Below are 24,664 nucleotides of genomic sequence, written 5' to 3' on the forward strand. Positions count from 1 at the left end.
CTGCTAGTTGATCTGCAGAGTGCTGAGCTGCCAGGCAGAACGGTTGTAGTACAGCTCGGTACGCAATTCGGCCTTGGTATCGAAGGGGAAGACGATGAACAGCGGGCCCTTCTCGCGGATCGGCATGGGGCGGTCGTTCATGAGCCGGGCCACGATCACCTCGTGGCGCGTGGCATCGTCGAACGGTATCTCGGTCTTGTAGTCGTTGAGCGCCACCGCCGTGATCTTGCTGCCTTTGGCGCCCGCAGCCGCGAGCACATCGCGCAGCAGCGGCCCGGTGAAGGTGACGGGTTTGGGGTACCAGGGGGTCTGGGTGGTGAAGCTCTTCTGGGGCAGCTTTTCGAGCATCTTCATGTCGAACTGGGCCTTCTCCCCCTGGTTGGTCTTGCTGACGCCCCCCTGGATGGTCAACACCACAGGCCCTGCGGGCTTCTCCAGCGTCTGTGCCTGGGCTTGAAAAAGCATGCACGCCGCCACCAGAACGCCTGCTGCCAGGCGTGACAACGGGCCAGTGGCCCCCTTCGCATCGGTCATGGTGTTCCCCCTCGCCAGCCTTTGCGGCCGTTTCTAGGTGGAGTTATAACAGCCGGCGCGCATTCATGCACTCAAGAAATGTCCACCGACGGCTGCGCCGGTGACAGGCAACCAGGCCCGGAGTACCGTGCCGGTGGACGATTCCGTCATGACCAGCTCGGACGTCCCGGGCCGAAAGGCCACATTGGTCACCGTGGCGCCCGCCGGGCTGCGCACGAAGTGCGTCACCTCACCCCGTGCATTGAGTACAAAGGCGCCCCCCAGGCTGGCGTGGGCCACCACCAGGCCGCCGTCCGCCGTGGCGGCCAGCCCGTCTGGGCCGCTGGTGCCAAAGAAGGTCTGCAGGGCGCCCATCTTGGAAATGCTGCCATCGGGCAGCAGCGGTGCGCGCCAGACCTGGTTGCCGCGCGTCACCGCCACGAACAGGGCTGCGCCATCGGCACTGAGCGCCAGGCCGTTCGGGCTGGGCGCGTTGGCCAGCAGCAGGTCGAGTCGGCCGCCGCGGGTGTAGCGGTAAACGCGGCCCGTAGGGTCGTGCATGCCGGTCTGGCCCTGGTCGGTGAAGTACAGGTTGCCCGCGGCGTCGAAGGTCAGGTCGTTGACGCCCTTGAATGACTCGCTGTTGCGGTGCGCGAGCACCGGGGCCGGAGGTTCGCCGCTGGCCGGGTCCAGCCGCAGTATGCCGCGCCGGTAGTCGGCGATCCACAGGCTGCCGTCCGCATGCAGGGCCATGCCGTTGGGCCAGCCGTCGTACTGCACCACCAGTTGCCATTGGCCGTTTGGCGCGATGCGGAAAATGCGGCCGTAGGGGATGTCGGTGACGTACAGGTTGCCCTGGCCGTCGAAGACGGGGCCCTCGAGAAAGCTGTCCATCACATGGCCGGGCTTGTTGGCATCCACCCACTCGGTACGGCGCGGCTGGCGCAGCGCGTCGGGCAGGCGGGTCATCACGGTCGCCTCGATGACTTCGGGCGGGGTAAAACTCAGGTTCCACATGGGGGCTGTTCCTTTTGGGGGGCTCACTCAGCCTGCACGCCGGCCGCCTTGATGGCCCGGCCCCAGTCTTCGGTCTGGCTGCGCACGTAGCTCTGGAATTCGGCCGGGGCCATGGCGCCGACGCTGGCACCCTGGTCCGCGAAGCGCTTGGCCAGGTCCGGCGATTCCACGGCCTTCTTCACCTCGGCCTGCATGCGGTCGATGATGGCCTGGGGCGTGCCCTTGGGCGCGGCAATGCCGAACCAGTTGGTGGCGGTGAAGTCCTTGAGTCCCAGCTGTGCGCTGGTGGGTGCATCGGGCAGGGCGGCCAGGCGCTGCGGCGAGGTCACCAGCAGCGCACGCCCCTTGCCGCCCCTGACCTGCGGGATGGCCGTGGGCGCTGCCGTCACCACCAGGTCCACCTGTCCGGAAATCACGCCCAGCATGGCTTCGCCGGCCCCTTTGTAGGGCACGTGGGTCAGCGCAATCTTGCCGTGCTGGCGCAGCAGCTCGCCGCCCAGGTGGGAGGAACTGCCCATTCCGCCCGAGCCGAAGGTGAGCTTGTCGGGGTTCTTCCTGGCTGCGTCGAGCAGCTCCTGCATGGTCTTGTAGGGCGAATTGGCGCCTACCACCACCACCAACGGGGTGTCGACGATGCGCGTCACCGGCACCAGTCCGGTGGCATGGTCCCAAGGCAGCTTCTTGAACAGGTGCGGCAGCATCGCGTACGTCGTGTCGTTGATGAGGAAGGTGCTGCCGTCCGGCGCGGCCTTGGCCACCAGGTCCGAACCGATGGTGCCGCTGGCACCGACCTTGTTCTCCACGTAGAAGGATTTTCCGGTCTGCTCGGTGAGCTTCTGCGCGATCTGGCGGGCCGCATAGTCGGTGGTCCCCGAGGGCGAGTAAGGCACCACCAGGCGCACCGGTTTGTCGGGCCACGCGGCCTGGGCCTGGGCGGCTGTCGCGCCGAATGCCAGGGTGGCCGCCAGGATGGCTTTGAGAGAGGGCAAATGCATGGTGTCTGTCTCCTTGGTGTAGTCAAAAATCAAACCAGTGCGCGCACATGGCGCACAGCGGCGCCCAGCCTGGCCGGGGGCCGGCTGGAAGGTGGGGGGTATTTGCCGTCAGTCGAAGGCCACGGCGCCCCGCGTCCGCAGGGCCGCCATCTGGGCGCCGGAGTAGCCCAGCTCGCGCAGCAGCGCGGCCGTGTGCTCACCCGCGCGCGGCGGCTGCAGGCGCACGCCGGGGCGCACGCCGCCCAGGGTGAGGGGCAGCAGCGGCACCCTGGATTCGGTGCCGTTGTTCAGTCGGATGGGCGCCAGGCCCCCGCTTTGGTGGAGGTGCGGGTCGTCGAACAGCTCTTCGGGCCTGGTGATCGGGGCGAATGGCAGTTCGTTCACCTCGAAGATGGCCGCCAGCTCCGCCGCGCTGCGGCTGGCCAGGTGGGAGCGCAGCTGCGGCATCATCCAGTCGCGCGCCTGCACACGCTCGTTGTTGGTTGTGAGGCGCGGGTCGGCCAGCAGGTCAGCCAGGCCCAGGGCCTCGCAGAAGATGGCCCACTGCTTGTCGCTCACGGCGGCCAGGAAGATTTGCTCGCCATTCTTCACGGTGAACACGTCGTAGATGGCCCAGGCCGAGATGCGGCTGGGCATGGGGTTGGCCGCCTTGCCGGTGCTGGCGAACTGCATCATGTGCTGGGCCACCAGGAAGACGTTGTTCTCGAACAGCGCCGACTGCACCTCCGAGCCCTCGCCGGTCAGCTCGCGCTGGCGCAGCGCCGCCATGGCGCCAATGGCCCCGAACATGCCGCCCATGATGTCGTTGACGCTGGTGCCCGCGCGCAGCGGGTCGCCGGGGCGCCCGGTCATGTAGGCCAGGCCGCCCATCATCTGCACCACCTCGTCGAGCGCGGTGCGCTGCTCGTAGGGGCCGGGCAGAAAGCCCTTGTGGCTCACGTAGATCAGGCGCGGGTTGAGCTTGCGCAGGGAGGCGTAGTCCAGCCCCAGCTTGGCCATGGTGCCGGGCTTGAAGTTCTCGCTCACGATGTCGGCCGTGGCGATCAGGCGCAGCGCGGCCTCGATGCCCTCGGGCTTCTTGAGGTCGAGCGCAATGCTCTTCTTGTTGCGGTTGAAGGTGGGGAAGAACCCCGCGCCCGAGCCGAGCAGGTGGCGCGTGCTGTCACCCTCGATGGGCTCGACCTTGATGACCTCGGCGCCCAGGTCGGCCAGCACCATGCCGCAGGTGGGGCCCATGACCATGTGGGTGAACTCCACCACGCGGATGCCGGCGTAGGGCAGGGGTTTGTCGTTCTGGCCGGCCTCAGACATGGCGCGCTCCTTGTTGTACGAAGCCCTTGGGCAGGCCCGCCTCGGGCGTCATGCCGTACACCGGCTCCCCGGGCAGGCCGGCCACCAGCGGGGCGCGCGCGTCGATCAGCCGCTGCAGGTCGATGCCGGTGGCGATGCCGCTGGCCTCGAACATGAACACCAAATCTTCGGTGACCACATTGCCCGAGGCGCCCGGCGCATAGGGGCAGCCGCCCAGCCCACCCAGCGAGGCATCGAAGGTGCGCACGCCTTCTTCATACGCCGCCAGGCAGTTGGCCAGGCCCAGGCCGCGCGTGTTGTGCATGTGGGCGGCGCCGGCCTTGTCGCCCAGCTCTGCGCGCAGGCGTTTGAACAGCCGGCGCACCTGGGCCGGGTTGGCATAGCCCACGGTGTCGGACAGGCCCGACTCGTCGGCACCGGCCTCGACGCACTGGGCGGCCAGCCAGATCACCTCGTCCTCGGGCACCAGGCCTTGCAGGGTGCAGCCGAAGGCGGTGGAAATGCCGGCCTCCAGCTTCACATGCGGGGCGATGTCGCGGCGCAGGTCGGCAATGGCGCGCACTTCCTCGACCATCTCCTCGCGCGTCTTGCGCACATTGGCCAGCGAATGGGCCGCACTCGCCGACACGGGCATGGTGAGCTTGTGTACCCCCGCGTCCAGTGCCGCCTGCGCGCCCTTGCGGTTGGGCACCAGGGCCATCACCGTGAGGCCGGGCAGGGTGATGGCGTGGCGCACCACCTCGGCCGCATCGGCCATCTGCGGCAGCAGCCGGGCCGGCACGAAGGAGGCGACCTCGATCTCGCGCACGCCGGCGGCGTAGAGCGCGTCGATCCAGCGCAGCTTGTCGGCCGTGGGCATGGTCGCCTTCACGGACTGCAGGCCGTCGCGCGGGCCGACCTCGCTGATCAGAACATCGAAAGCATGGGGCACTGGGGATTTCCTTTGTTGTTCTATAAGAAAGAACTTGGATCTGTCTCATGAAATTATGAGGAGCATCCCTGCTGGGGTCAAGCATTCGCGCACCCACAAAAAAGCCGTTCTGCAGAACAGAACGGCTTCGCAGGGCGCAGCCCGGGGTGGGGTGCAGGTGCTACGCGGCGATTGCGACCGGCTTGCGTTTGCGAATGGCCTTGGCAGGTGCTGCCGCAGCGGCAGGCACACCGATCAGTTGCTCCACCAGCAGGCGCACATGGCCCTGCATGACCGGTATGGCCTTGGCGTCGCCGGCCATGTGCCGCAGCAGGCATTGCTGGAACACGCCATCGAACATGGCATAGGTGAGGTCGATGGGCGCGCGCACCGGCAAGCCGGCCAGTTCGGACATGCGCGTGAGCACGCGCCAGACCATGTTGGCCAGGCTCTTGTCGATGGCCTCCACGTCGGCGCGCAGGGCGTCCTCGAAAAGCGACTGCGAACGGATGTCGTACCAGAGCCGGTGCATGGGCGCTTCGCTGCGCACCGTCTCGCCCAGCACCGCCACGAAGCCATCGACCAGCTCACCGAAGGTAGTGGAGTTGTTCGTCACCTCGTCATAGCGCGTCACGCAGCGCGCCTTGTACTGGCGCACGCTGCACAGGATGAGGTCGAGCTTGTCGGTGAAGTAGTAGTGCAGCACACCGTGCGAGAAGGCGGAGTTCTGTGCGATCTCGCGCAGGCTGGTGCGCGCATAGCCCAGGTCGGCCAGCGTCTGCAGCGCGGCCTCGCCCAGCTCGGCGCGGCGTTCGGCGTATTTGTCACGGCGGGGTGCTCTTTCCATCGCGCCATTGTAGGCAGTGCCGGGCCCGCTGCCATGTCTTTTCATGCATGGGCCACGGCAGGGCGATTGAATTTATGACAACTGTCAAGAAAATGTCTTGACAGTTGTCAAGTCGATTCCCAGAATCAATCCCGTTCCTCGAAGAACACGATCAGTGCATCAGCGATCGATACCTATCCATCAGGAGACAAAGACATGACGAAGTTCGATTTGACCGGCCGCAAGGCCCTGGTCACCGGTGGCGCGCGCGGCCTCGGTGAAGGCATGGCCCAGGCACTCGCTGCCGCCGGGGCCTCGGTGATGATTGGCGACGTGCTCACCTCGCTGGGCCAGGAGGCGGCGGGCAAGCTGCCGGTGACCGGCGGGGCCAAGGCCGGCTTCGTCAAGCTCGACGTGACGCAAGAGGCCGACTGGGCCGCCGCCGTGCAGGCCACGGTCGACACGCTGGGCGGCTTCGACATCCTCATCAACAACGCCGGCATCGAGGTCACGGCCCTGGTGACCGAGATCGAACCCGAATCGCTGCGCCGCATGCTGGACGTGAACATCGTGGGCACGGCGCTCGGCCTCAAGCACGCGTTTCGGGCCATGCGCCCAGGCGGCGGCGCGGGCAAGGGCGGGGCGGTGGTCAATATCTCGTCGGTGGCGGCCACCATTGCCTTCCCGGCGATCGCTGGCTACTCGGCCACCAAGTCGGCCGTGGACCGGCTGACCCGCGTGGCCGCCATGGAGTCGGGCAGGCTCGGCTACGGCGTGCGCGTGAACTGCATCTACCCCGGCCTGGTGCCCACCGAAATGGGCATGAAGCTGGCCGCCGACGTGGTGGCGGCCGGCCTGTTCGCGTCACCCGAGGCGGCCGTGGGCGCCATCATCGAGCAGACGCCCTCGGGCCGCCTGGGCGAGGTGGCCGACATGGCCGATGCCGTGGTCTTCCTGTGCTCCGACGCGGCGCGCTTCATCAACGGCGCCGGCTTGCCGGTCGACGGCGGCATGGGCATGTGAGCAGCACACCAGGAGACAACAACATGGCCAACAACACCAAGAAACCCGTCGTGGTCTACGGCGCCTCCGGCTACACCGGCCGGCTGGTCTGCGAGTACCTGCGCGAATACAACATCCCCTTCATCGCGGCCGGGCGCAGCAAGGACAAGCTCGACGAAGCCATGCAATCGCACGTGCCCGGCATCGAGACCGCCAGCTACGAGGTGGTCGAGGTGGCGCACACCCTGGAGGCACTCACGGCGCTGTTCGACGGCGCTTCGGTCGTGCTCAACACCGTGGGGCCGTTCGCCAAGTTCGGCCACGAGGTGGTGCAGGCCTGCCTGGCCGCCAAATGCCACTACACCGACACCACGGGCGAGCAGGACTGGCTGATCACGCTGGAGGCCGAGTACGGTGCACAGTTCGCAGCCACCGGCCTGCTGCTGTCGCCGGGCCTGGCGCAGATGTACACCACGGGCGAGATCGCGGCGCAGCTGTGCCTGGAGACCCCCGGCCTCGATACCCTGGACATCGCGGTGTTCTGGGGCGGCAGCCCCACGGTGGCCTCCACGCAGACCATCCTGGTCAACGCCGCCACGTCCAAGGCCTATTACCTGGAGCAGAACCAGTATGTGGAATGGCAGCCCGACGCCGGTCTGTACAGCCTGGCCATTCCGGGCCAGCACGAGGCGGCGCTGGCATTGCCCTGGGGCGGCACCTCGCACCCCGTGTGGTTCAAGAAGGACCCGCGTGTGGCCAACGTCAAGGTGCTGGGCGGCGTGTTCAACAAGCCGCTGATGCTGGGCGTGCCGCAGATCGTGGCCGCCGCGCTCAAGGCCACCGAGGGCATGAACGACGAGGACCGCTACGCCGCCCTGGCGCAGACGGCCGCCGCCGTCATGGGCTCCATGCCGCCGCGCGAGAACCCGCGCATCAACAAGTCAGTGGATTCGGTGCATGCCTCGGGGCCACTGGCGCGCGCCCACTGCGTGATCTACGGCAACTGCAACTACAAGCAGACCGGGCTGATGCAGGCGTTTGCCGCAGCCTCGCTGCTGCAGCAGGCGCCGCGCCGCGTGGGTTTTGCCTCGGGCTGCCAGGCCTTCGGCCACCACGAACTGCTGGGCGCGCTGCGCAGCTTCGGCCTGGTGCAGCCGCCCGTGCTCACGGTACAGCGCTGAGCGGGCGGTCCCCATGCGCCTGATCGACTACCTCGACAAGGGGGCCATGCTGGGCGAAGGGTCGCCGTGTCTGACCATGGGCACGGCCGACCTCTCGTATGGCGAGGTGCAGCGCACCAGCCACCGCGTGGCGCGGGCGCTGCAGCGCTCGGGCATCGCGCCTGGCGACAAGGTGGCGGTGCTCTCCAGCAACGACGCCCTGGCCTTTGCCTGCGTGTTCGGCATCTCGCGCGCAGGTGCCGTGTGGTGCCCGGTGAACCCGCGCAACGAGGCCTCCGAAAACCGCTTCGTGCTCGACGCCTTCGACTGCAGCTGCCTGATCTTCCACAGCGCCTATGCGCCCATGGTGGAGCAGATGCGCGCGCAACTGCCCAAGGTGCGCCAGTTCGTCTGCCTGGATGCGACATTCGGGTGGGCACCCTCCTGGGCGCAGTGGGTGGAGGGCGTGAGCGACGAACCTGTGGCCATCGCCCCCGTGGACGACCTGGCCATGATCGCCGGCACCGGCGGCACCACGGGCCAGCCCAAGGGCGTCATGCTCTCGGGCCGCAACCTGGAGACCATGTCCGCCCTCACGCTCATGGGCTATCCCTTCGACGGCCGGCCCGTGTACCTGGCGCTGGCGCCGCTCACCCATGCAGCGGGTGTGCTGTGCCTACCGGTGATGGCCCTGGGTGGGCGCATCGTCATCATGCCCAAGCCCGACCTGGGCGACTTCCTCGCATTGATCGAACGGCATCGGGTGACGCACACCTTCCTGCCGCCCACGCTGATCTACATGCTGCTGCAGCACGAGAAGCTGGCCAGCACGCGGCTCGATTCGCTGCAGTGCTTCTGGTACGGGGCGGCACCGATCTCGGCGGCGCGGCTCGAAGAAGCGCTCACGGCCATTGGCCCGGTGATGGCCCAGCTCTTCGGCCAGACCGAGGCGCCGATGATGATCTCCATGATGGCGCCGCGCGAACACTTCCACGCCGATGGCTCAGTGGCGCGTGAGCGCCTGTCCAGCGCCGGCCGGCCTGGCCCACTGGTGCAGGTGGCGACCATGGATGCCGACGGCAAGCTGCTTGCAGCAGGCGAGACCGGCGAGATCGTGGTGCGCAGTTCGCTGGTGATGATGGGCTACTACCAGGATGCCAAGGCCACGGCCGAGGCGGGCAAGGGGGGCTGGCACCACACGGGCGACATCGGCCGGGTGGACGCTGACGGCTACCTGTTCATCGTCGACCGCGCCAAGGACATGATCATCACCGGCGGCTTCAACGTCTACTCGGTCGAGGTCGAGCAGGCGCTGATGCAGCACCCCGACGTGCAGGACAGCGCCGTCATCGGCCTGCCCGACGACAAATGGGGCGAGAAGGTGGTGGCCGTGCTGCAGCTGCGCCCAGGCCGCACCGTGCAGCCCGACGAGCTGATTGCCTTCGCCAAGGCGCGCATCGGTAGCGTGAAGGCGCCCAAGCAGGTCGAGATCTGGCCCGATTTGCCGCGCTCCAAGGTGGGCAAGGTGATGAAGAAGGACATCCGCGCCACCATGCTGGCACACTGAGAAAGCAGGCTATGGCTACGGCACACAAGGCATTCATCGCGGGCGTGGGCATGGTCCCGTTCGCCAAACCGGGCGCCAACGCACCCTACCCGGAGATGGCAGGCCAGGCCGGGCGGCTGGCGCTGCAGGACGCGGGCATCGCCTACGGCGCCATCGAACAGGCCTATGTGGGCTACGTCTACGGCGATTCCACCAGCGGGCAGAAGGCCGTCTACGGCCTGGGGATGACGGGGATTCCGGTCTTCAACGTCAACAACAACTGCTCGACCGGCTCCACAGCGCTCTTCCTGGCGCGCCAGGCGGTGGAAAGCGGCGCGGCCGACTGCGTGCTGGCCCTGGGCTTCGAGCAGATGAACCCTGGCGCCATCGACACCGTGTTCAATGATCGGCCCAGCCCCTTCGAGGACTTCGACCGCGAGGCCGAGGCGCTGGTCGGCATGCCCGATCTACCGCTGGCGCTGCGCTACTTCGGCGGGGCAGGGCAGAGCCATATGCAGAAGCACGGCACGCCGCTCGAAGCCTTTGCCAAGGTGCGCGCCAAGGCCAGCCGCCATGCCGCGCGCAACCCGCTGGCGCTGCTGCGCAAGGAGCTGTCGGTAGACGATGTGATGAACGCGCCCATGCTCTGGCCTGGCGTGCTCACCCGGCTCATGGCCTGTCCGCCCACCTGTGGCGCGGCTGCGGCGGTGCTGGTGTCCGAAGGCTTTGCCAAGCGCCATGGCCTGCGCACCGACGTGTTCATTGCCGCCCAGGCCATGACCACCGACCGCCCGGACGCCTTCGACAGCCACGACATGATGCGCCTGGTGGGCTACGGCATGACCGAAGCAGCCGCCCGGCGCGTGTACGAGCAGGCCGGCATCGGCCCCGAGGACCTGGATGTGGTGGAGCTGCACGATTGCTTCGCGCAGAACGAGCTCATCAGCTACGAGGCTCTGGGCCTGTGCCCACCGGGTGGCGCTGCGGCCTTCATCGATGCGGGCGACAACACCTATGGCGGCAAGGTGGTCACCAATCCATCGGGAGGCCTGCTTTCCAAGGGCCACCCGCTCGGGGCCACAGGGCTGGCCCAGTGCTATGAGCTCACGCACCAGCTGCGCGGCACGGCCAAGGATCGCCAGGTGCCCGGCGCACGCACTGCGCTGCAGCACAACCTGGGCCTGGGCGGGGCCTGCGTGGTCACGCTCTACCAGTCCGCCTGAAGCCGATCAGGCCGTAGCCGCTGTTTTGCCCCGGGGCTTCGGGGTGGCTGCCGCCTTCGCGCAGTCGGCGCAGCGGCCGTACAGCGTCAGCTCGTGGCGCTCCACCGTGAAGCCCTTGGGCGCCAGGCCGCGCAGGTCGCCCGGGCAGTCGTGTACGTCGAACACCCGTGAGCACACCGTGCACTGGAAGTGGTGGTGGTGCCCATGCTCGTGCTCGGCCGTTTCGTAGCGTGGGCTTTCGCCGGGCAGTTGCACGGCCTGCAGCGAGCCATCCTCCAGCAGGGCCTTGATGTTGCGGTAGACCGTGGCCATGCCCAGGCCCTGCACTGCTTCGCGTGCGCTCTCCAGCACCTCCTGGGGCGTGAGCGGGCGTTGGGCGTCTGCAATGGCCGCCAGGATGGCGGCGCGTTGTCGGGTGGATCGTTCCATGGAGCGGGGCCGGTGCCGCAGGGCTTGTTGTTGATAACCAATTATCAGTGAAAAGCACAGGCGCACGCGCCTGTGCCCCGCGCCGGCAACTCCCTGAACCCAAGGTCGCAGCATTTTTTTTGCACCTGGTTGTAATTGATATTGATAACGCATTATCATTTATGCACCATGCGTACCAACCCACACCTGCCCGTCACCGTTCTCTCCGGCTTCCTCGGGGCGGGCAAGACCACGCTGCTCAACCATGTGCTGGCCAACCGCGAGGGCTTGCGCGTGGCGGTCATCGTGAACGACATGAGCGAGGTGAACATCGATGCCTCGCTGCTGGAGCGTGGTGCCGCCAACGCGGGCGCAGCGCTGTCGCGCACCGAAGAAAAGATGGTGGAGATGAGCAATGGCTGCATCTGCTGCACCCTGCGAGAAGACCTGCTGCTGGAGGTGCGCAAGCTGGCGCTAGAGGGGCGGTTCGACTACCTGCTGATCGAATCGACCGGGGTGGGCGAGCCGCTGCCGATTGCCTCCACCTTCGACTTCCGGGACGAGAACGGCCAGTCGCTCAGCGACCATGCGCGCATCGACACCATGGTCACGGTGGTGGATGCCGCCAACCTGCTGGCCGACTATTCGAGCGCCGACCTGCTGGCCCAGCGCGGCGAGAAGGCGGGGGAGGGCGACGAGCGCACCCTGGCGGGCCTCTTGGCCGAGCAGATCGAGTTTGCCGACGTGGTGGTGGTGAACAAGGCCGACCTGGTGGACGCCGACCAGTTGATGGCCGTGATGGGCGCCGTGAAGGCGCTGAACCCGGTGGCCGAGATCGTCGTGGCGCAGCGGGGCCAGGTGCCGCTGGCGCGCATCCTGGGCACGGGCAAGTTCGACCTGGAGCGCGCCAGCGCCATGCCCGGCTGGGCGCGCGAGCTGGCGGGCCAGCACACGCCTGAGACCGAGGAGTACGGCATCGCCAGCTTCGTGCTGCGCTCGCGCACGCCGTTCCACCCGGCGCGCTTCGCCGCGCTGGCCGAAGCGCCTATCCCTGGACTGCTGCGTGCCAAAGGCTATGTGTGGCTGGCCAGCCGCCCACAGTGGGCCGTGGCCTATTCGCGCGCCGGCAACCGGGCCACGGTGGAGGCGGTGGGCCACTGGTGGGCAGCCTCGGCGCCCGAGAACCTGCCGCCCCCCGGCAGCCCGGAGCGCCGGGCCATCGACCAGCGCTGGGAAGAACCCTGGGGCGACCGGATCAATGAAATCGTGTTCATCGGCATTGGCCTGGACCGGGGCGCCATCGAGCAGGCGGTGTACAGCGCCCAGCTGACCGATGCCGAGCGCCGCCTGCCCCCGGATCGCTGGCGTCTGCTGAGCGACCCGTTTCCCCCTGGGAGCGGGTGGACCACCCGCTCCCCGCGTGAACTGAAATCCCCGCCAGCAGTGGCTTTGCCTGTCCCCCACGGGGGATGGGCGGCAGCCTGTGCCGCCGCAGAGCGGCGCCCCCATTCTTGACCTCGCCGACCGAAGGACCTCCCGTGCTCGAAGCCATTGGCCTGACCAAACGCTACGGCGACCAGACCGCCCTGCACCCGCTCGACCTGTGCATCCGTCCGGGCGAGATCTATTGCCTACTGGGCGCCAATGGCGCGGGCAAGACGACTACCGTCAACCTGTTCCTGAACTTCATCGCGCCCGACGGCGGCCAGGCACTGATCCATGGCGTGGACGTCACGCGCGAACCGGTGGCGACCAAGCAGTACCTGGCCTACATCCCCGAGCAGGTGAACCTGTACGGCACGCTGACCGGGCTGGAGAACCTGCGCTACTTTGCCGCGCTGGCGCTGGGAGAGCCGCCTTCGCGCGCACGCCTGCTGGAGTTGATGGCGCAAGTAGGGCTGGATGCCAGCGCCGCCGACAAGCGCGTGGCCGCATATTCGAAGGGCATGCGCCAGAAGATCTGGATTGCCGTGGCGCTGGCCAAGGAGGCCAAGGCCCTGCTGCTGGACGAGCCCACCTCGGGCCTGGACCCGCATGCAGCGGCCGAATTCACCAGCCTGCTGCAGCGCGCGAGCGAGGCGGGGGTGGCCATCCTGGCCACCACGCACGACCTGTTCCACGCCAGGCAGACGGCCACGCGCATCGGCATCATGAAGCAGGGCCGCCTGGTCGAGAGCCTGGATGGCGCACAGATCAGCGACACCGACCTGCAGGCGCTGTACCTGCAGCACATGCGGGGTACACCATGATCTGGCTCGTCGCCTTCAAGGACCTGCGCGAGCGCTTGCGCGACGGGCGGCTGTACTGGGCGGGGGGCCTGGTCGCGTGGCTGCTGCTCACGGCGCTTGCCGTGGGCCATGGCCACCAGCGCGAGGCACGCGCCGAGCAGGCTATCGCCCAGAACTCCGACTACCAGGGCTGGCTGACCCAGGGCGCGCGCCACCCGCACGACGCGGCGCACCAGGGCATGCATGCCTTCAAGCCCGAGGCCGCGCTGGCCTTGCTGGACCCGGGCATCAACCCCTACATCGGCAGCACCGTGTGGCTGCAGGCGCACCGGCAAAGCGAGGTGAAGTTCCGCCCTGCGCAGGACGCCACCGGCCTGCAGCGCTTTGGGGACCTGTCGGTGGGCTGGATCCTGCAGGTGCTGGGGCCGCTGCTGGTCGTGGTGCTGGGCTTCAATGCCTTTGCCGGCGAGCGCGAGCAGGGCATGCTGCGCCAGACGCTGAGCCTGGGCGTGCCGCCGCTGCGCCTGCTGTGGGGCAAGGCGCTGGCGCTGGCCATGGCGCTGGCGGTGCTGCTGGTGCCGGCCGCGCTGATCGCCGCGGTGGCCGTGGCGCTGTCCGCCGGCAGCGGCGAGCGCCTGGACGCGCTGCTGCGCTTTGCCGGGCTGGCGCTGGGCTATGCGCTGTACCTGGCCATCTTCGTGTTCGCCACGCTCGGCGTGTCGGCCGCATCGCGCAGTTCGCGTGTGGCCATCACCGTGCTGCTGGCGCTGTGGATCGCCAATGCCGTGGTGGCGCCGCGCGTGGTGTCCGAACTCTCGCGCGCCGTGTTTCCCAGCCCGACTCGGCTCGAATTCAACCAGGCGCTCGGTGACGACCTCAAGGCCACTTCCGACACCACCTGGATGCAGGCCTTCGGCACCACCGAGCGCTGGAGCAAGGATGTGCCCCTGAACCAATGGGGCATTGCGCTCAAGCTCGACGACCAGGCCAGCTACGCCGTGTACGACCGCCACTTCGGCCGGCTGTGGGACACCTGGGAGCAGCAGCAAGCCGTGCAGGAAGCCGGCGGCCTGCTGCTGCCGCTGCTGGCCATGCGCAGCTTCTCGAGTGCCATGGCCGGCACCGACTTCGCGCACCACCGTGACTTCACCACCGCCGCCGAGCGCCACCGGCGCGTGATCCAGGACATCGTGAGCCAGGACCTGGTGGACCACGCCGATCCACTGGGCCACCAGCACTTCGCCTACCAGGCCAGCCCATCGCTGTGGGCGCGCGTGCCGGCCTTCGCCTACCACGCGCCGCCGGTGGGCTGGGCGCTGGCGCGCAGCGGCACCAGCGCGCTGGTGCTGTGCGCCAGCCTGGCACTGGCGGTGGCCTTTGCCTGGGTTGCCGTGGCGCGGCAGCGGGCGATATAGGCAGGAGAACCCATGAACGCATCCCAATTCCAACGTTTTCGCATGGTCGCGCGGCAAGAGCTGCGCCTGTTGCTCAGGGAGCGCAGCCTGTGGCTGGTGGGCGGCCTGTTCCTGCTGCTCGTGGCCTATGCGCTGTTCAACGGCATGCTGCAGACCACCCAGCGCGACCGGGCGCAGGCGGCCCTGCTGGCGGCCGATGCCACGGTGCGCACTGGCCAGCTCGCGCAACTGAACCGCATCATGGCCGGCCAAGAGGCGCCCACGCCTTTCGGCAACCCGGCCAATCCCGCCAACATGGCAGGCGGCCTGGGCGCGCACTACGCGGTGATGCCCAGCGCGGCGCTGGCGCCCGTGGCCCTGGGGCAGACCGACCTGTTTCCCTCGCAGTTCAAGGTCACGCACCAGAGCAAGGTCAACTTCCTGCACAACAACGACATCGAAAACCCCTGGCACCTGCAGAGCGGGCATTTTGACCTGGCGTTCGTCATCGTCTACCTGCTGCCGCTCCTGATCTTCGCGCTCAGCTACAACCTGCTGTCGGGCGAGAAGGAGGACGGCACGCTGCGCCTGCTGCTCTCGCAACCCCTGGCACTGCCCACGCTGGTGGCGGGCAAGGTCGCCGTGCGCGCAGCGGTGCTGCTCGGGGCGGCCGTGCTGGTGCCGCTGGTGGTGCTGCTCGCCGCCCGAGCAGAGGCGCTGGCCGCGCCTGGCGCCACCGGGTGGTGGGCGCTGCTGGTGGGCGCCTATGCGCTCTTCTGGTTCACGGCGGTGGTGGCGGTCAACGCCTTCGGCCGGTCCTCGGCCACCAATGCCATGGTGCTCATCATCGGCTGGGTGGTGCTGGTGCTCGTGGTGCCGGTGCTGCTCAACATCGCGGTCACTCAGGCCAGCCCGGCCCCCTCGCGCGCCGAACTGGCCACGCGCACCCGGGTGGTCACGGCCCAGGCCATGTCGCAGAACGCAGCGCTGCTGGCCACCGACTATGCGCATGTGGACCAGCCCGAGGTGCTGCTACCCAAAGAGGGCCGCCTGGCGATGAGCGGCCGCGCCATGGCCAACTACCGCATACAGCGCCAGGTGGACGAGACCCTGCAGCCTGAACTCGAGCGCTTCGACGCGCAGCAGGCACGCCAGCAGGCCCTGGTGGCACGCTGGAGCGCCCTCTCGCCCGCGGCGGTGGCCTACGAGGGCATCACCGCACTGGCAGGTAACGGGAACAGCCGCAACACCTGGTTCATGGCGCAGGTCACGGCCTACCACCAGGCGTGGAAAGACTTCTTCTTTCCGCGCATCGATGGCGGCCTGGCCCTCACCGAGGCCGATTTCAAGGACATCCCCGCCTTCCACTGGCGCGACGAAGCGCCGGGAACCATCCAGGCCCAGGCCGCGCGGGCGGTGCTGCAGCTGCTGGCGCCCACCCTGGTGCTGCTGGGCATCGCCGCCTGGCGGTTGCGCCGCTACCCCATTGCATAGACCACCCCCCTTCAAGAGAGGACTCAGAGCATGATGACCCCCTTCACCCGCACCGCCGTGGCGCTCGCGGCAGCCGCCGCCACGCAAGGCGGCTGGGCCCAGCAGGCCGCCCCCGAACGCGAACTGCCGGCCATCCATATCCAGGGCGGGCAGGACCGCGACAGCCTGCAGCTCGACAACAAGAGCACCAGCGCCTCACGCCTGGGCCTCAGCTTGCGCGAAACACCCGCCTCGGTGGAGATCCTCTCGCAAGACCTGATGCAGGAGCGCGGAGCGCGCACCCTGAGCGAGGCGCTGCGCAGCACCGCCGGCATGGCCGGCGGCGGTCCGCCGTCGTCGCCCACCACCTTGTCGCTGCGCGGCTTCACCAACGTGCTCTACCTGTACGACGGCGTGCGCATGTCGGGAGCGGGCGTGACCAACCGGGTGGAGGACACCTGGAACTACGAGCGCATCGAGGTGCTCAAGGGCCCGGCCTCGGTGCTGCAGGGCGACAGTGCCATCGGCGGCATCGTCAACTTCCAGACCAAGCGCCCCGACCGCAACAACCCGGGCCGCGAGGCCCTGCTGTCCTACGGCAGCTACGGGTCGACCCGTGCCGCCGTGGGGCTGGGCGGTGCCGTGGGCGAGACCGGGGCCTACCGGCTCGACTACAGCCGCAATGACACGCGCGTGGGCACCGTGGACCGCACCAGCGAGAAGCTCGAACACCTGACCACGGGCCTGGCGTTCGACGTGGCGCGCGCCACGCGGCTCGACCTGTCGTTCGACTACTCCCGTGACGAAGGGCATGCCTACTGGGGCACGCCGCTGATCCCTGGCAACCTGGCCACGCAGCCGACCAGCGTCGTCAGCACACCCGACGGCCGGGTGGTGGACAAACGCATCGCGCAGAGCAACTACAACATCCTGGACGACCGCAACCAGTCCGAGGCCTACTGGCTGCGCGCGCGCCTCACCAGCCGCGTGACGCCCGAGTGGACCCTGCGCAACGAATTCACGGCCAACAAGGTGGAGCGGCTGTGGCGCAATTCGGAGAGCGCGGTGTTCACCGCCCCTGCATCCATCACACGCGACCAGACCCTGATCGCGCACGACCAGCGCTACCTGTCCAACCGGCTCGACGCCTCCTATGACGGGCGCCTGGCCGGCATGGCCCACAAGTTCGTGGTGGGCGGCGAGGTCAGCAAGACCGATTTCGACAACACGCGGCGCTTCTCCAACGGCTCGGCCAGCACCAACGCCGCCCTGCGCGTGCCGCTGTTCGACCCGGCCGTGGGCACTTTCAACGAAGACCCGGCGCTCATGGCCGGCGGCGGCAACCGCACCAACTTCACCTCGGACGTGCGCAGCACCTCGGTGTTTGCCGAAGACTCGCTCAAGCTCACCCGGGCCTGGACGCTGGTGGGCGGCCTGCGCCACGACCGGGTGGACGTGGACCGCAGCGTGACCGACCTGAACCTGGGCAGCTTCAGCGCCTTCGGCACGAAATACACGGCCAACTCGGCGCGCCTGGGCACGGTCTACGACCTGTCTGCGCAATCCTCCGTCTATGCGCAGTACACCAACGCGACCATCCCGGTGGGTTCGCTGTTCCTGCTGTCGGCGGGCAATGCCCCGTTCCCGCAGTCCCGGGGAAGGCAGTTCGAAGTGGGTTTCAAGCAGAGCCTGGCCGAGGTGGAATGGACGGCCGCGGCTTACCACATCACCCTGGACAACGTGCTCTCGCGCGATGCGAACAACGCCAACCTCACCGTGAACAATGGCAGCCAGTCCTCGCGCGGGGTGGAATTTTCCGCGGCCTGGCGTGCCACGAAGCAGCTCACCCTGTCGGGCAACGTGGCGGCGCTCGATGCGCGCTTCGATTCGCTGGTCGAGGCGGGCGGCGTGTCGCGCGTGGGCAATACCCCGCCCAACGTGCCCGAGCGCATCGTGAACCTGTTCGCCAACTACCGCTTCAAGGGCCTGCCGCTCGACCTGCTGCTGTCCATCAACAACACCGGCAAGATGTACACGGACAACGCCAACCAGATCCGCATCAACGGCTACACCACGGCGGACATCGCGGCCAGCTACCGCATCAAGCCTGCGCTGCTGACCTTTCGCATCCGCAACCTCACGGACAAGCTGTATGCCAACTATGCCGGGCGGGCCACCAGCCAGGTGCTGCTGGCGCCGCAGCGCACCTTTGAGCTATCGGCCAAGTTCGACTTCTGAGGCGGCGCTGTCGGTGTAGAAGGGCGGCCCATCGTCGGCAATGGATGACAGGCGGGTGGCGGTGGGCTGGCAAGAATGGTGCAATCCCCTAGGAGCAGCAGCCATGCGCATCACCCCCCTCCCCAAAGCCGAAGTCGACAAGGCCGAACGCAAGATCGACAACATCCTGGAAGACCTGGAAGAAGAGACCAACTCGGAAGTCAAGGACATCGACCTGGAGGACGTCGTCGAGACCGACCCCGCGACAGGACAGCCCGGCGTGCACAAGGCGGTGGACGTCACCGTGCAACCCAAACCACAGCGCAAATGGCTCAAGTAGGGGAGGCAGGCATGAAGAAATCCGCTGCGGAGAAGACCGCCAGAAAGCAAAAGCGCATCCAGGCCGAGCAGGATGCCAAGGATGCAAGCAAGAAGAAGGCATCCCCGGCCAAAAAGCCTGCGCAGCCCAAGAAAAAGACCGCAGCACCTGGCCCTGGCCGTGCCGAGCCGGGCATCCCGCTGCCCAGCGAGCCGCTGTCCAAGCCCGGCATCGAGGCGCGCATGTCGCTGCCGCCGCGCTTCGAGGCCCCGCATTACGGGGGCAGCGGCAAGCTCGAAGGCATGTCGGCAATCATGACCGGCGGCGACTCCGGCATCGGTAGGGCCGTAGCCGTGCTGTTCGCGCGCGAGGGCGCCGACGTGGCCATCGTCTACCTCAACGAGCACGAAGATGCGAAGCGCACCACCGAACTGGTGAAGGCGGAAGGCCGGCGCTGCATCGCCATCTCCGGCGATGTGAAAAGCGCACGCTTTTGCAAAGCTGCCGTTGCCAAGACGGTCAAGGCCTTTGGCAAGCTCAACCTGCTGGTGAACAACGCGGCCTTCCAGGAGCATGCCAGCTCGCTCGAAGACCTGAGCGAAGAGCGCTTTGACGAGACCTTCAGGACCAATATCTACGGCTACTTCCACATGGCCAAGGCGGCGCTGCCGCACCTGAACCGGGGTGATGCCATCATCAACACCGGTTCCGTCACGGGCCTGCGCGGCAGCAAGCAGTTGCTCGACTACTCGGCCACCAAAGGGGCGATCCATGCCTTCACCAAGGCCCTGGCGCACAACCTGGCCGACAAGGGCATCCGCGTGAACGCCGTGGCCCCCGGCCCGGTGTGGACGCCACTCAATCCGGCAGACAAGACGCCCGAGGACATTGCCCAGTTCGGCGCCAGCACACACATGGGGAGGCCGGCCCAGCCCGAGGAGATATCGCCGGCCTATGTGTTCCTGGCCGCGCCGTGCTGCTCAAGCTACATCACCGGCATCGTTTTGCCCATCACCGGCAATGCAGGCGACGGGGGCTAAGGCTGCGCTCCGTTGCGGATGTTCGCAAACTCCACCACGCGCCTGAACTTCTGAATTTCTGCCTGCAGAAAAGACCCGAAATCCGTGCCGTCCATCATGGTCAGGCCCGCGGCTTCCAGCGTCTTGCGCAGTCCTGGCTCCTTGAGCGACTGCTGCAGTGCCTCGCGCAGCCGGGTGGTGGTGGCGGGCGGCAGCTTGCCGGGGCCCAGCAGGCCAAACCAAACGCCCGCATCCACCCCTTTGAACCGCGCATTCTCTGCCAGGGCCGGAATCTGGGGCGCCGCCGCAGAGCGCTCCGGCTTTGTCACGCCAATGGCCTTGACCTTCCCGTCCTTGATGTGGGGCAGGGCGCTGGACAGCACCATCACGGCGAAATCCACCTCACCACCTTCCAGGTTGGCGAGCATGGCACCGGCCCCGCGTGAAGGCACGTGCGCCATGCGCACGCCCGATTGCTGGCGGATGGTCTCTCCCGCCAGGTGCAGCGGCGTGCCCATGCCCGACGAAGCGTAGCGCATGGCTGCGGGCGCCTCGGCGGTGGCACGCAGGAATTCGTCGATGGTGGCCACCTGCGTCTTCCCGCTGGCCACCAGCACCAGCGGCTGGCTGCCAACCAGGCCGATGGGGGTGGAGTCCTTGAGCGGGTTGTAGCCGTCGCGCCGGCGGCTCACCAGGTGGTTGATGCCCACCTCGGCGGGCGATCCCAGCAGCAGGGTGTGGCCGTCCGGTTCGGCCAGGGCCACCCGGGCCGCCGCCAGTGCGCCGCTGGTGCCGGGAATGTTCTCCACATGCACCGGTTGGCCCAGGCGTCGCGCCAGGCCTGGCGCGATGGCCCGCGCCACCAGGTCCACACTGCCGCCGGCCGGGTAGCCGACCACCAGGGAGACGGCTTTCCACGGGTAGTCCTGCGCCCAGGTGGCCACGCTGGACAGGGCCAGTACATGCACTGAAACAACGGTCCGGACCTTCTTCAAAATCATCGTGTCCATGGGCATCCCTGCAGGTGAATTGGGTTACCCATGGTTGCATCGCGCGCGGGGCCAGGAGTGCCTGTTCGGCACCGACTTGTGCCAAATGGGTTTTCAGCGCCCAACCGTCACAGGCGGTGCGGTAGCCGTCGGATACGGTGGCCAATTGGCGCCATCCTCGCTTCACCTGAGCCCAACCCCTGCTTTTCTCGCTACGATCCCACCACAAGGCCACCATCTGTACATTGCAGGATGGGGCAGGGCCCAACAACAAGGAGTGGGAAGCAATGGACCTGGCGCTCCAGCCGCGCATGCCCGCGACCGGCCGGTGGCTCTATCTGACCGCTGCGGCGCTCGCCGTGTCCCTGGCGGCGCTGGTGGTGGGCACCGTCCTTTTTTCGCGGCAGGCCGATGAAAACAGCCTGCGCGCGGCGCTGCAGGCCGACCTGTCCAACCGCCTGCGCATGCTGCAGACCGTCCTGGTTTCGCTCAGCGATGCGGAAACCGGGCAGCGCGGCTACCTGCTCACGGGCCAGTCGAGCTACCTGGCGCCCTACCATGCCGCACTGGAGCGCCTTCCTGGCCAGCTCAAGGGCCTGGACGGCATCCCGCTGAACGACGCCCAGCTGCCAGCCCGGACGGCGCAGGCGCGCGAAGCCATCCGGCTCAAGCTCTCGGAGTTGCAGGAAACACTGCGGGTGCATGAAGCAGGCTCCCCCGAGGAGGCCCTGGCGATGGTTCGCACCGATGCCGGCGCGCGCTACATGGACCAGGCGCGCAGCAACCTCCACGCCGTGCTGGACTCCCTTCGCGCGGAGCGCGACCGCCTGAACCTGGCCGTGGCCGAAGGCAGTGCCCAAAGCCGGCGCCTGGCCACCTGGACGGTGGCTGCATTGCTGCTTTTCGTGCTGCTCAGCGGGGTGCAGATCGTGCAGCTGCTGGCCGGGCAACGCCGCTACCAGAAGGCCCTGGCCACGAGCGAGGCCCAGCACCGCGGCCTGATCGAAGAGCAGGCCGAGCTGGTGTCACTGGCCCGTGCGGACGGCACGCTGGTCTACCTGAACCCGGCGTACCCCCGCATCTTCCTGCGCAGCACCGAAGACATGCTGGGCACCAGCCTGTACGACTACGTGGCCCCGGCGGACCGCGAGGTGGTGCGCGAGCGCATCGCGCGGATCATGGCAACCGACACCACCACCTTCGGTGAAAACCGCATGGTCACGCCCGACGGCACCGAGAAATGGCTGGCATGGACCAACCGGGTGCGACTGGCGCCTGACGGCGAGCGCCTTCTGCATTCCGTGGGGCGCGATATCACCGAGCGCAAGCGGGCCGAGGCGGCCCTGCAGGCCAGCGAGGATTTCCTCGCGCGCACGGGCCGGGTGGCGGGGGTGGGCGGCTGGGAGCTGGACCTGCACACCCTGCAGGTGCGCTGGTCGGACGGGATGCGCCGCATCCACGATGTCGCGCCCGGCTACCAGCCCACGCTGGACTCGGTGCTGTCGTTCTATGAACCCGAGGCCGCGCAGATGCTGCAGGAGGCCATGGTCGGCAAGGGCAGCCAGCAGCACGCATTCGACCTGGAGCTGGAGCTGGTCACTGCCAGCGGTCGCCGCCGCTGCGTGCGCGCCGTGGGGGAGGCCGAGTACGACGAGCACGGCGAACCGCGGCGCCTGGTGGGTGCCCTGCAGGACATCACCGAGCGCAAGGCGCTGGAGCAGCGCCTGGCCAACAGCGAGCGCTTCGTGCGCGAGATCACCGACAACCTGCCGCTGCGCATCTCCTACCTCGACGCACAGGGCCGCTACCGCTTCGTGAACCTGCGCCAATGCGAGCGCTTCGACCGGCCGCGCGAGGAAATCATCGGGCGCACGCGCACCGAGCTGCTGGGCGGCCCCGACGACCCCGCCGTGGCGCAGGCGTTCCAGGCGGCCATCGACGGCACGGCACAGCGCTTCGAGTTCAAGGAGGAGGCCGGTGGCCAGGCCCGGACGATCGAGAGCCAGCTCATCCCCGATACCGGGGCCGACGGCCGCACCAAGGGTGTCTTCACCATCGGCATCGATGTCACCGAACGCAAGGCCACGGAGCGCACGCTGCGTGAGATCGGCGACATCTTCGACCACACCCCCGACTTCGTCGTGCAGATCGACTGGCGTGGGCAGCTGCAGTACATGAATCCTGCCGCGCGCCGCGCCCGGGGCCTGGCGCCCGATGCGCCGGTGCGGGGGGACGATTTCGAACAGTTCAATACCGAGGAAACCCTTCGCCGCCACAAGGACGAGATCATGCCGGCCGTCCGTCGGGACGGGGTGTGGCTGGGCGAGACCACGGTACTGGGGCAGGGCGGGCGCATCGTGCCGGTAGACCACATGGTGATTGCGCACCGCGATGCGCAGGGGCGCATATCGCGCTACTCGGCCGTGATGCGCGATATTTCCGCCGAGGTGCAGGCTCGCCAGCACCTGCAGTTGCAGACCAGCATCCTGCACTCCATTGCCGAGACCATCCCTGCCGTGGTGGCCGTGGTCGGCAGCGACGGCTGCTACCGCTTTGCCAACCGGGCCTTCGAGCTGTGGTGCGGCCGGCCGCGCGGAATGGTCGTGGGCCGGTCACTGCAGGAAGTGCTGGGAGAAGACGACTACCGGCGCAGCCTGCCCTGGGTGCAGCGCGTGCTGGCGGGCGAGACCGTGAGCTTCGAAAAGGAGTACGCCGGCAAGGCGCACAACCGGCACATGGCGATCTCGTTCATCCCCCTGCGGGTGGATGGGGGTGCGGTGGAAGGCTTCGTGGCCATGGCCCAGGACATCACCGAGCACCGCGAGGAGGCTCAGCGCCTGTTGGTACTCAGCGAGCGCGATGCCCTGACCGGCGTGCTCAACCGGGCGGGGTTCGAGCGCTACCTGCAGCACAAGGTGCAGGAGGGCGGCGCGGCCGGCCTGGCCCTGCTGTACATCGACCTGGACCGCTTCAAGCCCATCAACGACACCCATGGCCACCCGGTCGGGGACGAGGTGCTGCGCCAGTTCGCCGCGCGGCTGCAGGCCGCCGTGCGGCCCAGCGACGCCGTGGCGCGGCTGGGCGGGGATGAGTTCGCCATCGTGCTGTCGGGCGTGCGCGAGAAGGCCCATGCGGAGATCGTGGCCGACAAGGTGGTCGAGGCTGCGCACACCCCTTTTCAAGCCGGAACGCTCACGCTGGAGATTGGTGCCAGCGTGGGCGTAGCCCAGGGCGCCGATGACGGCCAGGGCTGGCAAGGCCTGGTGGCCCGGGCCGATGCCATGGTCTACCGCGCCAAGGCGCAAGGCCGGGGCCGCCGGGCCTGACGGGGTGCCTTCAGGCGGAGCGCTTGACCAGCGCCGGCTCGGCACGGTAGCGGGCAGCAAACAGCCGCTTGAGATGGGCCACCTTGGGCAGGTCATTGACCACGATGTAGGGGTGGCGCGGGTTCTCGGTCAGGAAATCCTGGTGGTAGGCCTCGGCCGCGAAGAAGCTCGGGCCGCTTTCCACGCGCGTGGCGATGGGCTTCTTGAACACCTTGAGCGCATCGAGCTGGGCGATGTAGGCGCGCGCCACTTTCTCCTGTTCGGGGCTGGTCGCAAAGATGGCCGAGCGGTACTGCGTGCCCGTGTCCGGCCCCTGGCGGTTGAGCTGGGTCGGATCGTGAACCACCGAGAAGAAGATTTGCAGCAGCGCACCGTAGCTCACCTGCGTGGGGTCGTAGCTGATTTCCACCGATTCGGCGTGCGCCGTGCGCCCGCTGCTCACCAGGCTGTAGGTGGCCGTGGCTACCGAGCCGCCGCTGTAACCCGAGACGGCTTTTTGTACCCCCTGGACATGCTGGAACACGCCTTGCACGCCCCAGAAGCAGCCGCCGGCGAAGATGGCCTTTTCCACTTTGGCACTGCCAGCGGGCACATCCTGGGCGGGAGGCGGGATCACCACGGCCTCTTCGGCGGAGTGGGCCAGGTTCTGGAACAGCAGGGCGCCGCCGGCCAGCGTGGCGCCACCGGCCAGGAGCTGCAGCAGGCTGCGCCGGCTGGGAGATGAGGAGGTTGTTGTCATGGTGGAGCGCCTTTGTGGAAGGGGAGTGAAGTGTGATGCGGACAGGATT

At 68.0% G+C, this 24,664-nt stretch carries 21 protein-coding genes; 12 read left to right on the plus strand and 9 right to left on the minus strand.

Translation table 11 applies throughout. From position 1 onward, the window contains the following. Nucleotides 1-3: 3 nt before the first annotated feature. From AC0IZS_RS25815 to AC0IZS_RS25840, 6 genes are all read right to left on the minus strand, one after another. Entirely contained in the window at nt 4-465 is a 462-nt protein-coding gene (locus tag AC0IZS_RS25815; protein WP_471638284.1) for a putative pterin-binding protein, read from the minus strand. A 132-nt stretch (nt 466-597) separates the two neighbouring features. Further along, nucleotides 598-1,530 (minus strand): SMP-30/gluconolactonase/LRE family protein, encoded by a 933-nt coding sequence (locus AC0IZS_RS25820; RefSeq protein ID WP_471638285.1) that lies wholly within the window; start codon nt 1,528-1,530, stop codon nt 598-600. Between the two features lie 23 nt (nt 1,531-1,553). Continuing rightward, nucleotides 1,554-2,525: a Bug family tripartite tricarboxylate transporter substrate binding protein gene (locus AC0IZS_RS25825; protein ID WP_471638286.1), complete on the minus strand. Its 972-nt coding sequence runs from the start codon at nt 2,523-2,525 to the stop codon at nt 1,554-1,556. 108 nt (nt 2,526-2,633) lie between these two features. After that, nucleotides 2,634-3,836, minus strand: coding sequence for a CaiB/BaiF CoA transferase family protein (locus tag AC0IZS_RS25830; protein WP_471638287.1), 1,203 nt, complete (start codon nt 3,834-3,836; stop codon nt 2,634-2,636). Then, on the minus strand, nt 3,829-4,767 hold the full coding sequence (locus AC0IZS_RS25835; RefSeq protein ID WP_471638288.1) for a hydroxymethylglutaryl-CoA lyase: 939 nt from the start codon (nt 4,765-4,767) through the stop codon (nt 3,829-3,831). Before AC0IZS_RS25835 ends, AC0IZS_RS25830 begins: the two co-directional genes overlap by 8 nt. A 160-nt stretch (nt 4,768-4,927) precedes the next feature. Continuing rightward, nucleotides 4,928-5,593, minus strand: a complete 666-nt coding sequence (locus AC0IZS_RS25840; protein WP_471638289.1) for a TetR/AcrR family transcriptional regulator — start codon at nt 5,591-5,593, stop codon at nt 4,928-4,930. Between the two features lie 195 nt (nt 5,594-5,788). Between AC0IZS_RS25840 and AC0IZS_RS25845 the strand changes: the two genes are divergently transcribed. From AC0IZS_RS25845 to AC0IZS_RS25860, 4 genes are read left to right on the plus strand one after another with little or no spacing between them, the layout of a single operon-like run. Continuing rightward, nucleotides 5,789-6,595: an SDR family NAD(P)-dependent oxidoreductase gene (locus AC0IZS_RS25845; RefSeq protein ID WP_471638290.1), complete on the plus strand. Its 807-nt coding sequence runs from the start codon at nt 5,789-5,791 to the stop codon at nt 6,593-6,595. A 23-nt stretch (nt 6,596-6,618) separates the two neighbouring features. Continuing rightward, complete coding sequence (locus AC0IZS_RS25850) at nt 6,619-7,755, plus strand: DUF5938 domain-containing protein (RefSeq protein ID WP_471638291.1); 1,137 nt, start codon at nt 6,619-6,621, stop codon at nt 7,753-7,755. 13 nt (nt 7,756-7,768) lie between these two features. After that, nucleotides 7,769-9,301, plus strand: a complete 1,533-nt coding sequence (locus tag AC0IZS_RS25855; RefSeq protein ID WP_471638292.1) for an AMP-binding protein — start codon at nt 7,769-7,771, stop codon at nt 9,299-9,301. Between the two features lie 11 nt (nt 9,302-9,312). Further along, the gene (locus tag AC0IZS_RS25860) at nt 9,313-10,503 is read left to right on the plus strand and encodes a lipid-transfer protein (RefSeq protein WP_471638293.1); all 1,191 of its coding nucleotides are present in this window, start codon (nt 9,313-9,315) and stop codon (nt 10,501-10,503) included. A gap of 6 nt (nt 10,504-10,509) precedes the next feature. Here the strand turns inward: AC0IZS_RS25860 and AC0IZS_RS25865 are convergent, their stop codons facing one another. Then, on the minus strand, nt 10,510-10,932 hold the full coding sequence (locus AC0IZS_RS25865) for a Fur family transcriptional regulator (RefSeq protein WP_471638294.1): 423 nt from the start codon (nt 10,930-10,932) through the stop codon (nt 10,510-10,512). A 168-nt stretch (nt 10,933-11,100) separates the two neighbouring features. On the opposite strand from AC0IZS_RS25865, the gene AC0IZS_RS25870 reads away from it, so the two are divergent. From AC0IZS_RS25870 to AC0IZS_RS25900, 7 genes are all read left to right on the plus strand, one after another. Further along, entirely contained in the window at nt 11,101-12,426 is a 1,326-nt protein-coding gene (locus AC0IZS_RS25870; RefSeq protein WP_471638295.1) for a GTP-binding protein, read from the plus strand. 23 nt (nt 12,427-12,449) lie between these two features. After that, entirely contained in the window at nt 12,450-13,160 is a 711-nt protein-coding gene (locus AC0IZS_RS25875; RefSeq protein WP_471638296.1) for an ABC transporter ATP-binding protein, read from the plus strand. Continuing rightward, complete coding sequence (locus tag AC0IZS_RS25880) at nt 13,157-14,554, plus strand: ABC transporter permease subunit (RefSeq protein ID WP_471638297.1); 1,398 nt, start codon at nt 13,157-13,159, stop codon at nt 14,552-14,554. Before AC0IZS_RS25875 ends, AC0IZS_RS25880 begins: the two co-directional genes overlap by 4 nt. Nucleotides 14,555-14,566: 12 nt before the next feature. Next, a complete protein-coding gene (locus tag AC0IZS_RS25885) occupies nt 14,567-16,027 on the plus strand; it encodes an ABC transporter permease subunit (RefSeq protein ID WP_471638298.1) in 1,461 nt (486 codons plus the stop codon). Nucleotides 16,028-16,060: 33 nt separating this feature from the next. After that, the gene (locus AC0IZS_RS25890) at nt 16,061-18,244 is read left to right on the plus strand and encodes a TonB-dependent receptor (RefSeq protein WP_471639575.1); all 2,184 of its coding nucleotides are present in this window, start codon (nt 16,061-16,063) and stop codon (nt 18,242-18,244) included. Between the two features lie 103 nt (nt 18,245-18,347). Next, nucleotides 18,348-18,563 carry a hypothetical protein gene (locus AC0IZS_RS25895; RefSeq protein ID WP_471638299.1) on the plus strand — a complete coding sequence of 72 codons (216 nt, stop codon included), beginning with the start codon at nt 18,348-18,350 and terminating at the stop codon, nt 18,561-18,563. A gap of 11 nt (nt 18,564-18,574) precedes the next feature. After that, entirely contained in the window at nt 18,575-19,582 is a 1,008-nt protein-coding gene (locus AC0IZS_RS25900) for an SDR family oxidoreductase (protein WP_471638300.1), read from the plus strand. Here AC0IZS_RS25900 and AC0IZS_RS25905 read toward each other — a convergent pair. After that, a complete protein-coding gene (locus tag AC0IZS_RS25905) occupies nt 19,579-20,571 on the minus strand; it encodes a Bug family tripartite tricarboxylate transporter substrate binding protein (RefSeq protein WP_471638301.1) in 993 nt (330 codons plus the stop codon). The genes AC0IZS_RS25900 and AC0IZS_RS25905 overlap by 4 nt on opposite strands. A gap of 266 nt (nt 20,572-20,837) precedes the next feature. Between AC0IZS_RS25905 and AC0IZS_RS25910 the strand changes: the two genes are divergently transcribed. Then, on the plus strand, nt 20,838-23,876 hold the full coding sequence (locus AC0IZS_RS25910; RefSeq protein ID WP_471638302.1) for a PAS domain-containing protein: 3,039 nt from the start codon (nt 20,838-20,840) through the stop codon (nt 23,874-23,876). Nucleotides 23,877-23,886: 10 nt separating this feature from the next. Here AC0IZS_RS25910 and msrA read toward each other — a convergent pair whose 3' ends face one another. Further along, entirely contained in the window at nt 23,887-24,615 is a 729-nt protein-coding gene (msrA, locus tag AC0IZS_RS25915; protein WP_471638303.1) for a peptide-methionine (S)-S-oxide reductase MsrA, read from the minus strand. Nucleotides 24,616-24,664 lie beyond the last annotated feature (49 nt).

The organism is Acidovorax sp. AC410, assembly GCF_979253235.1.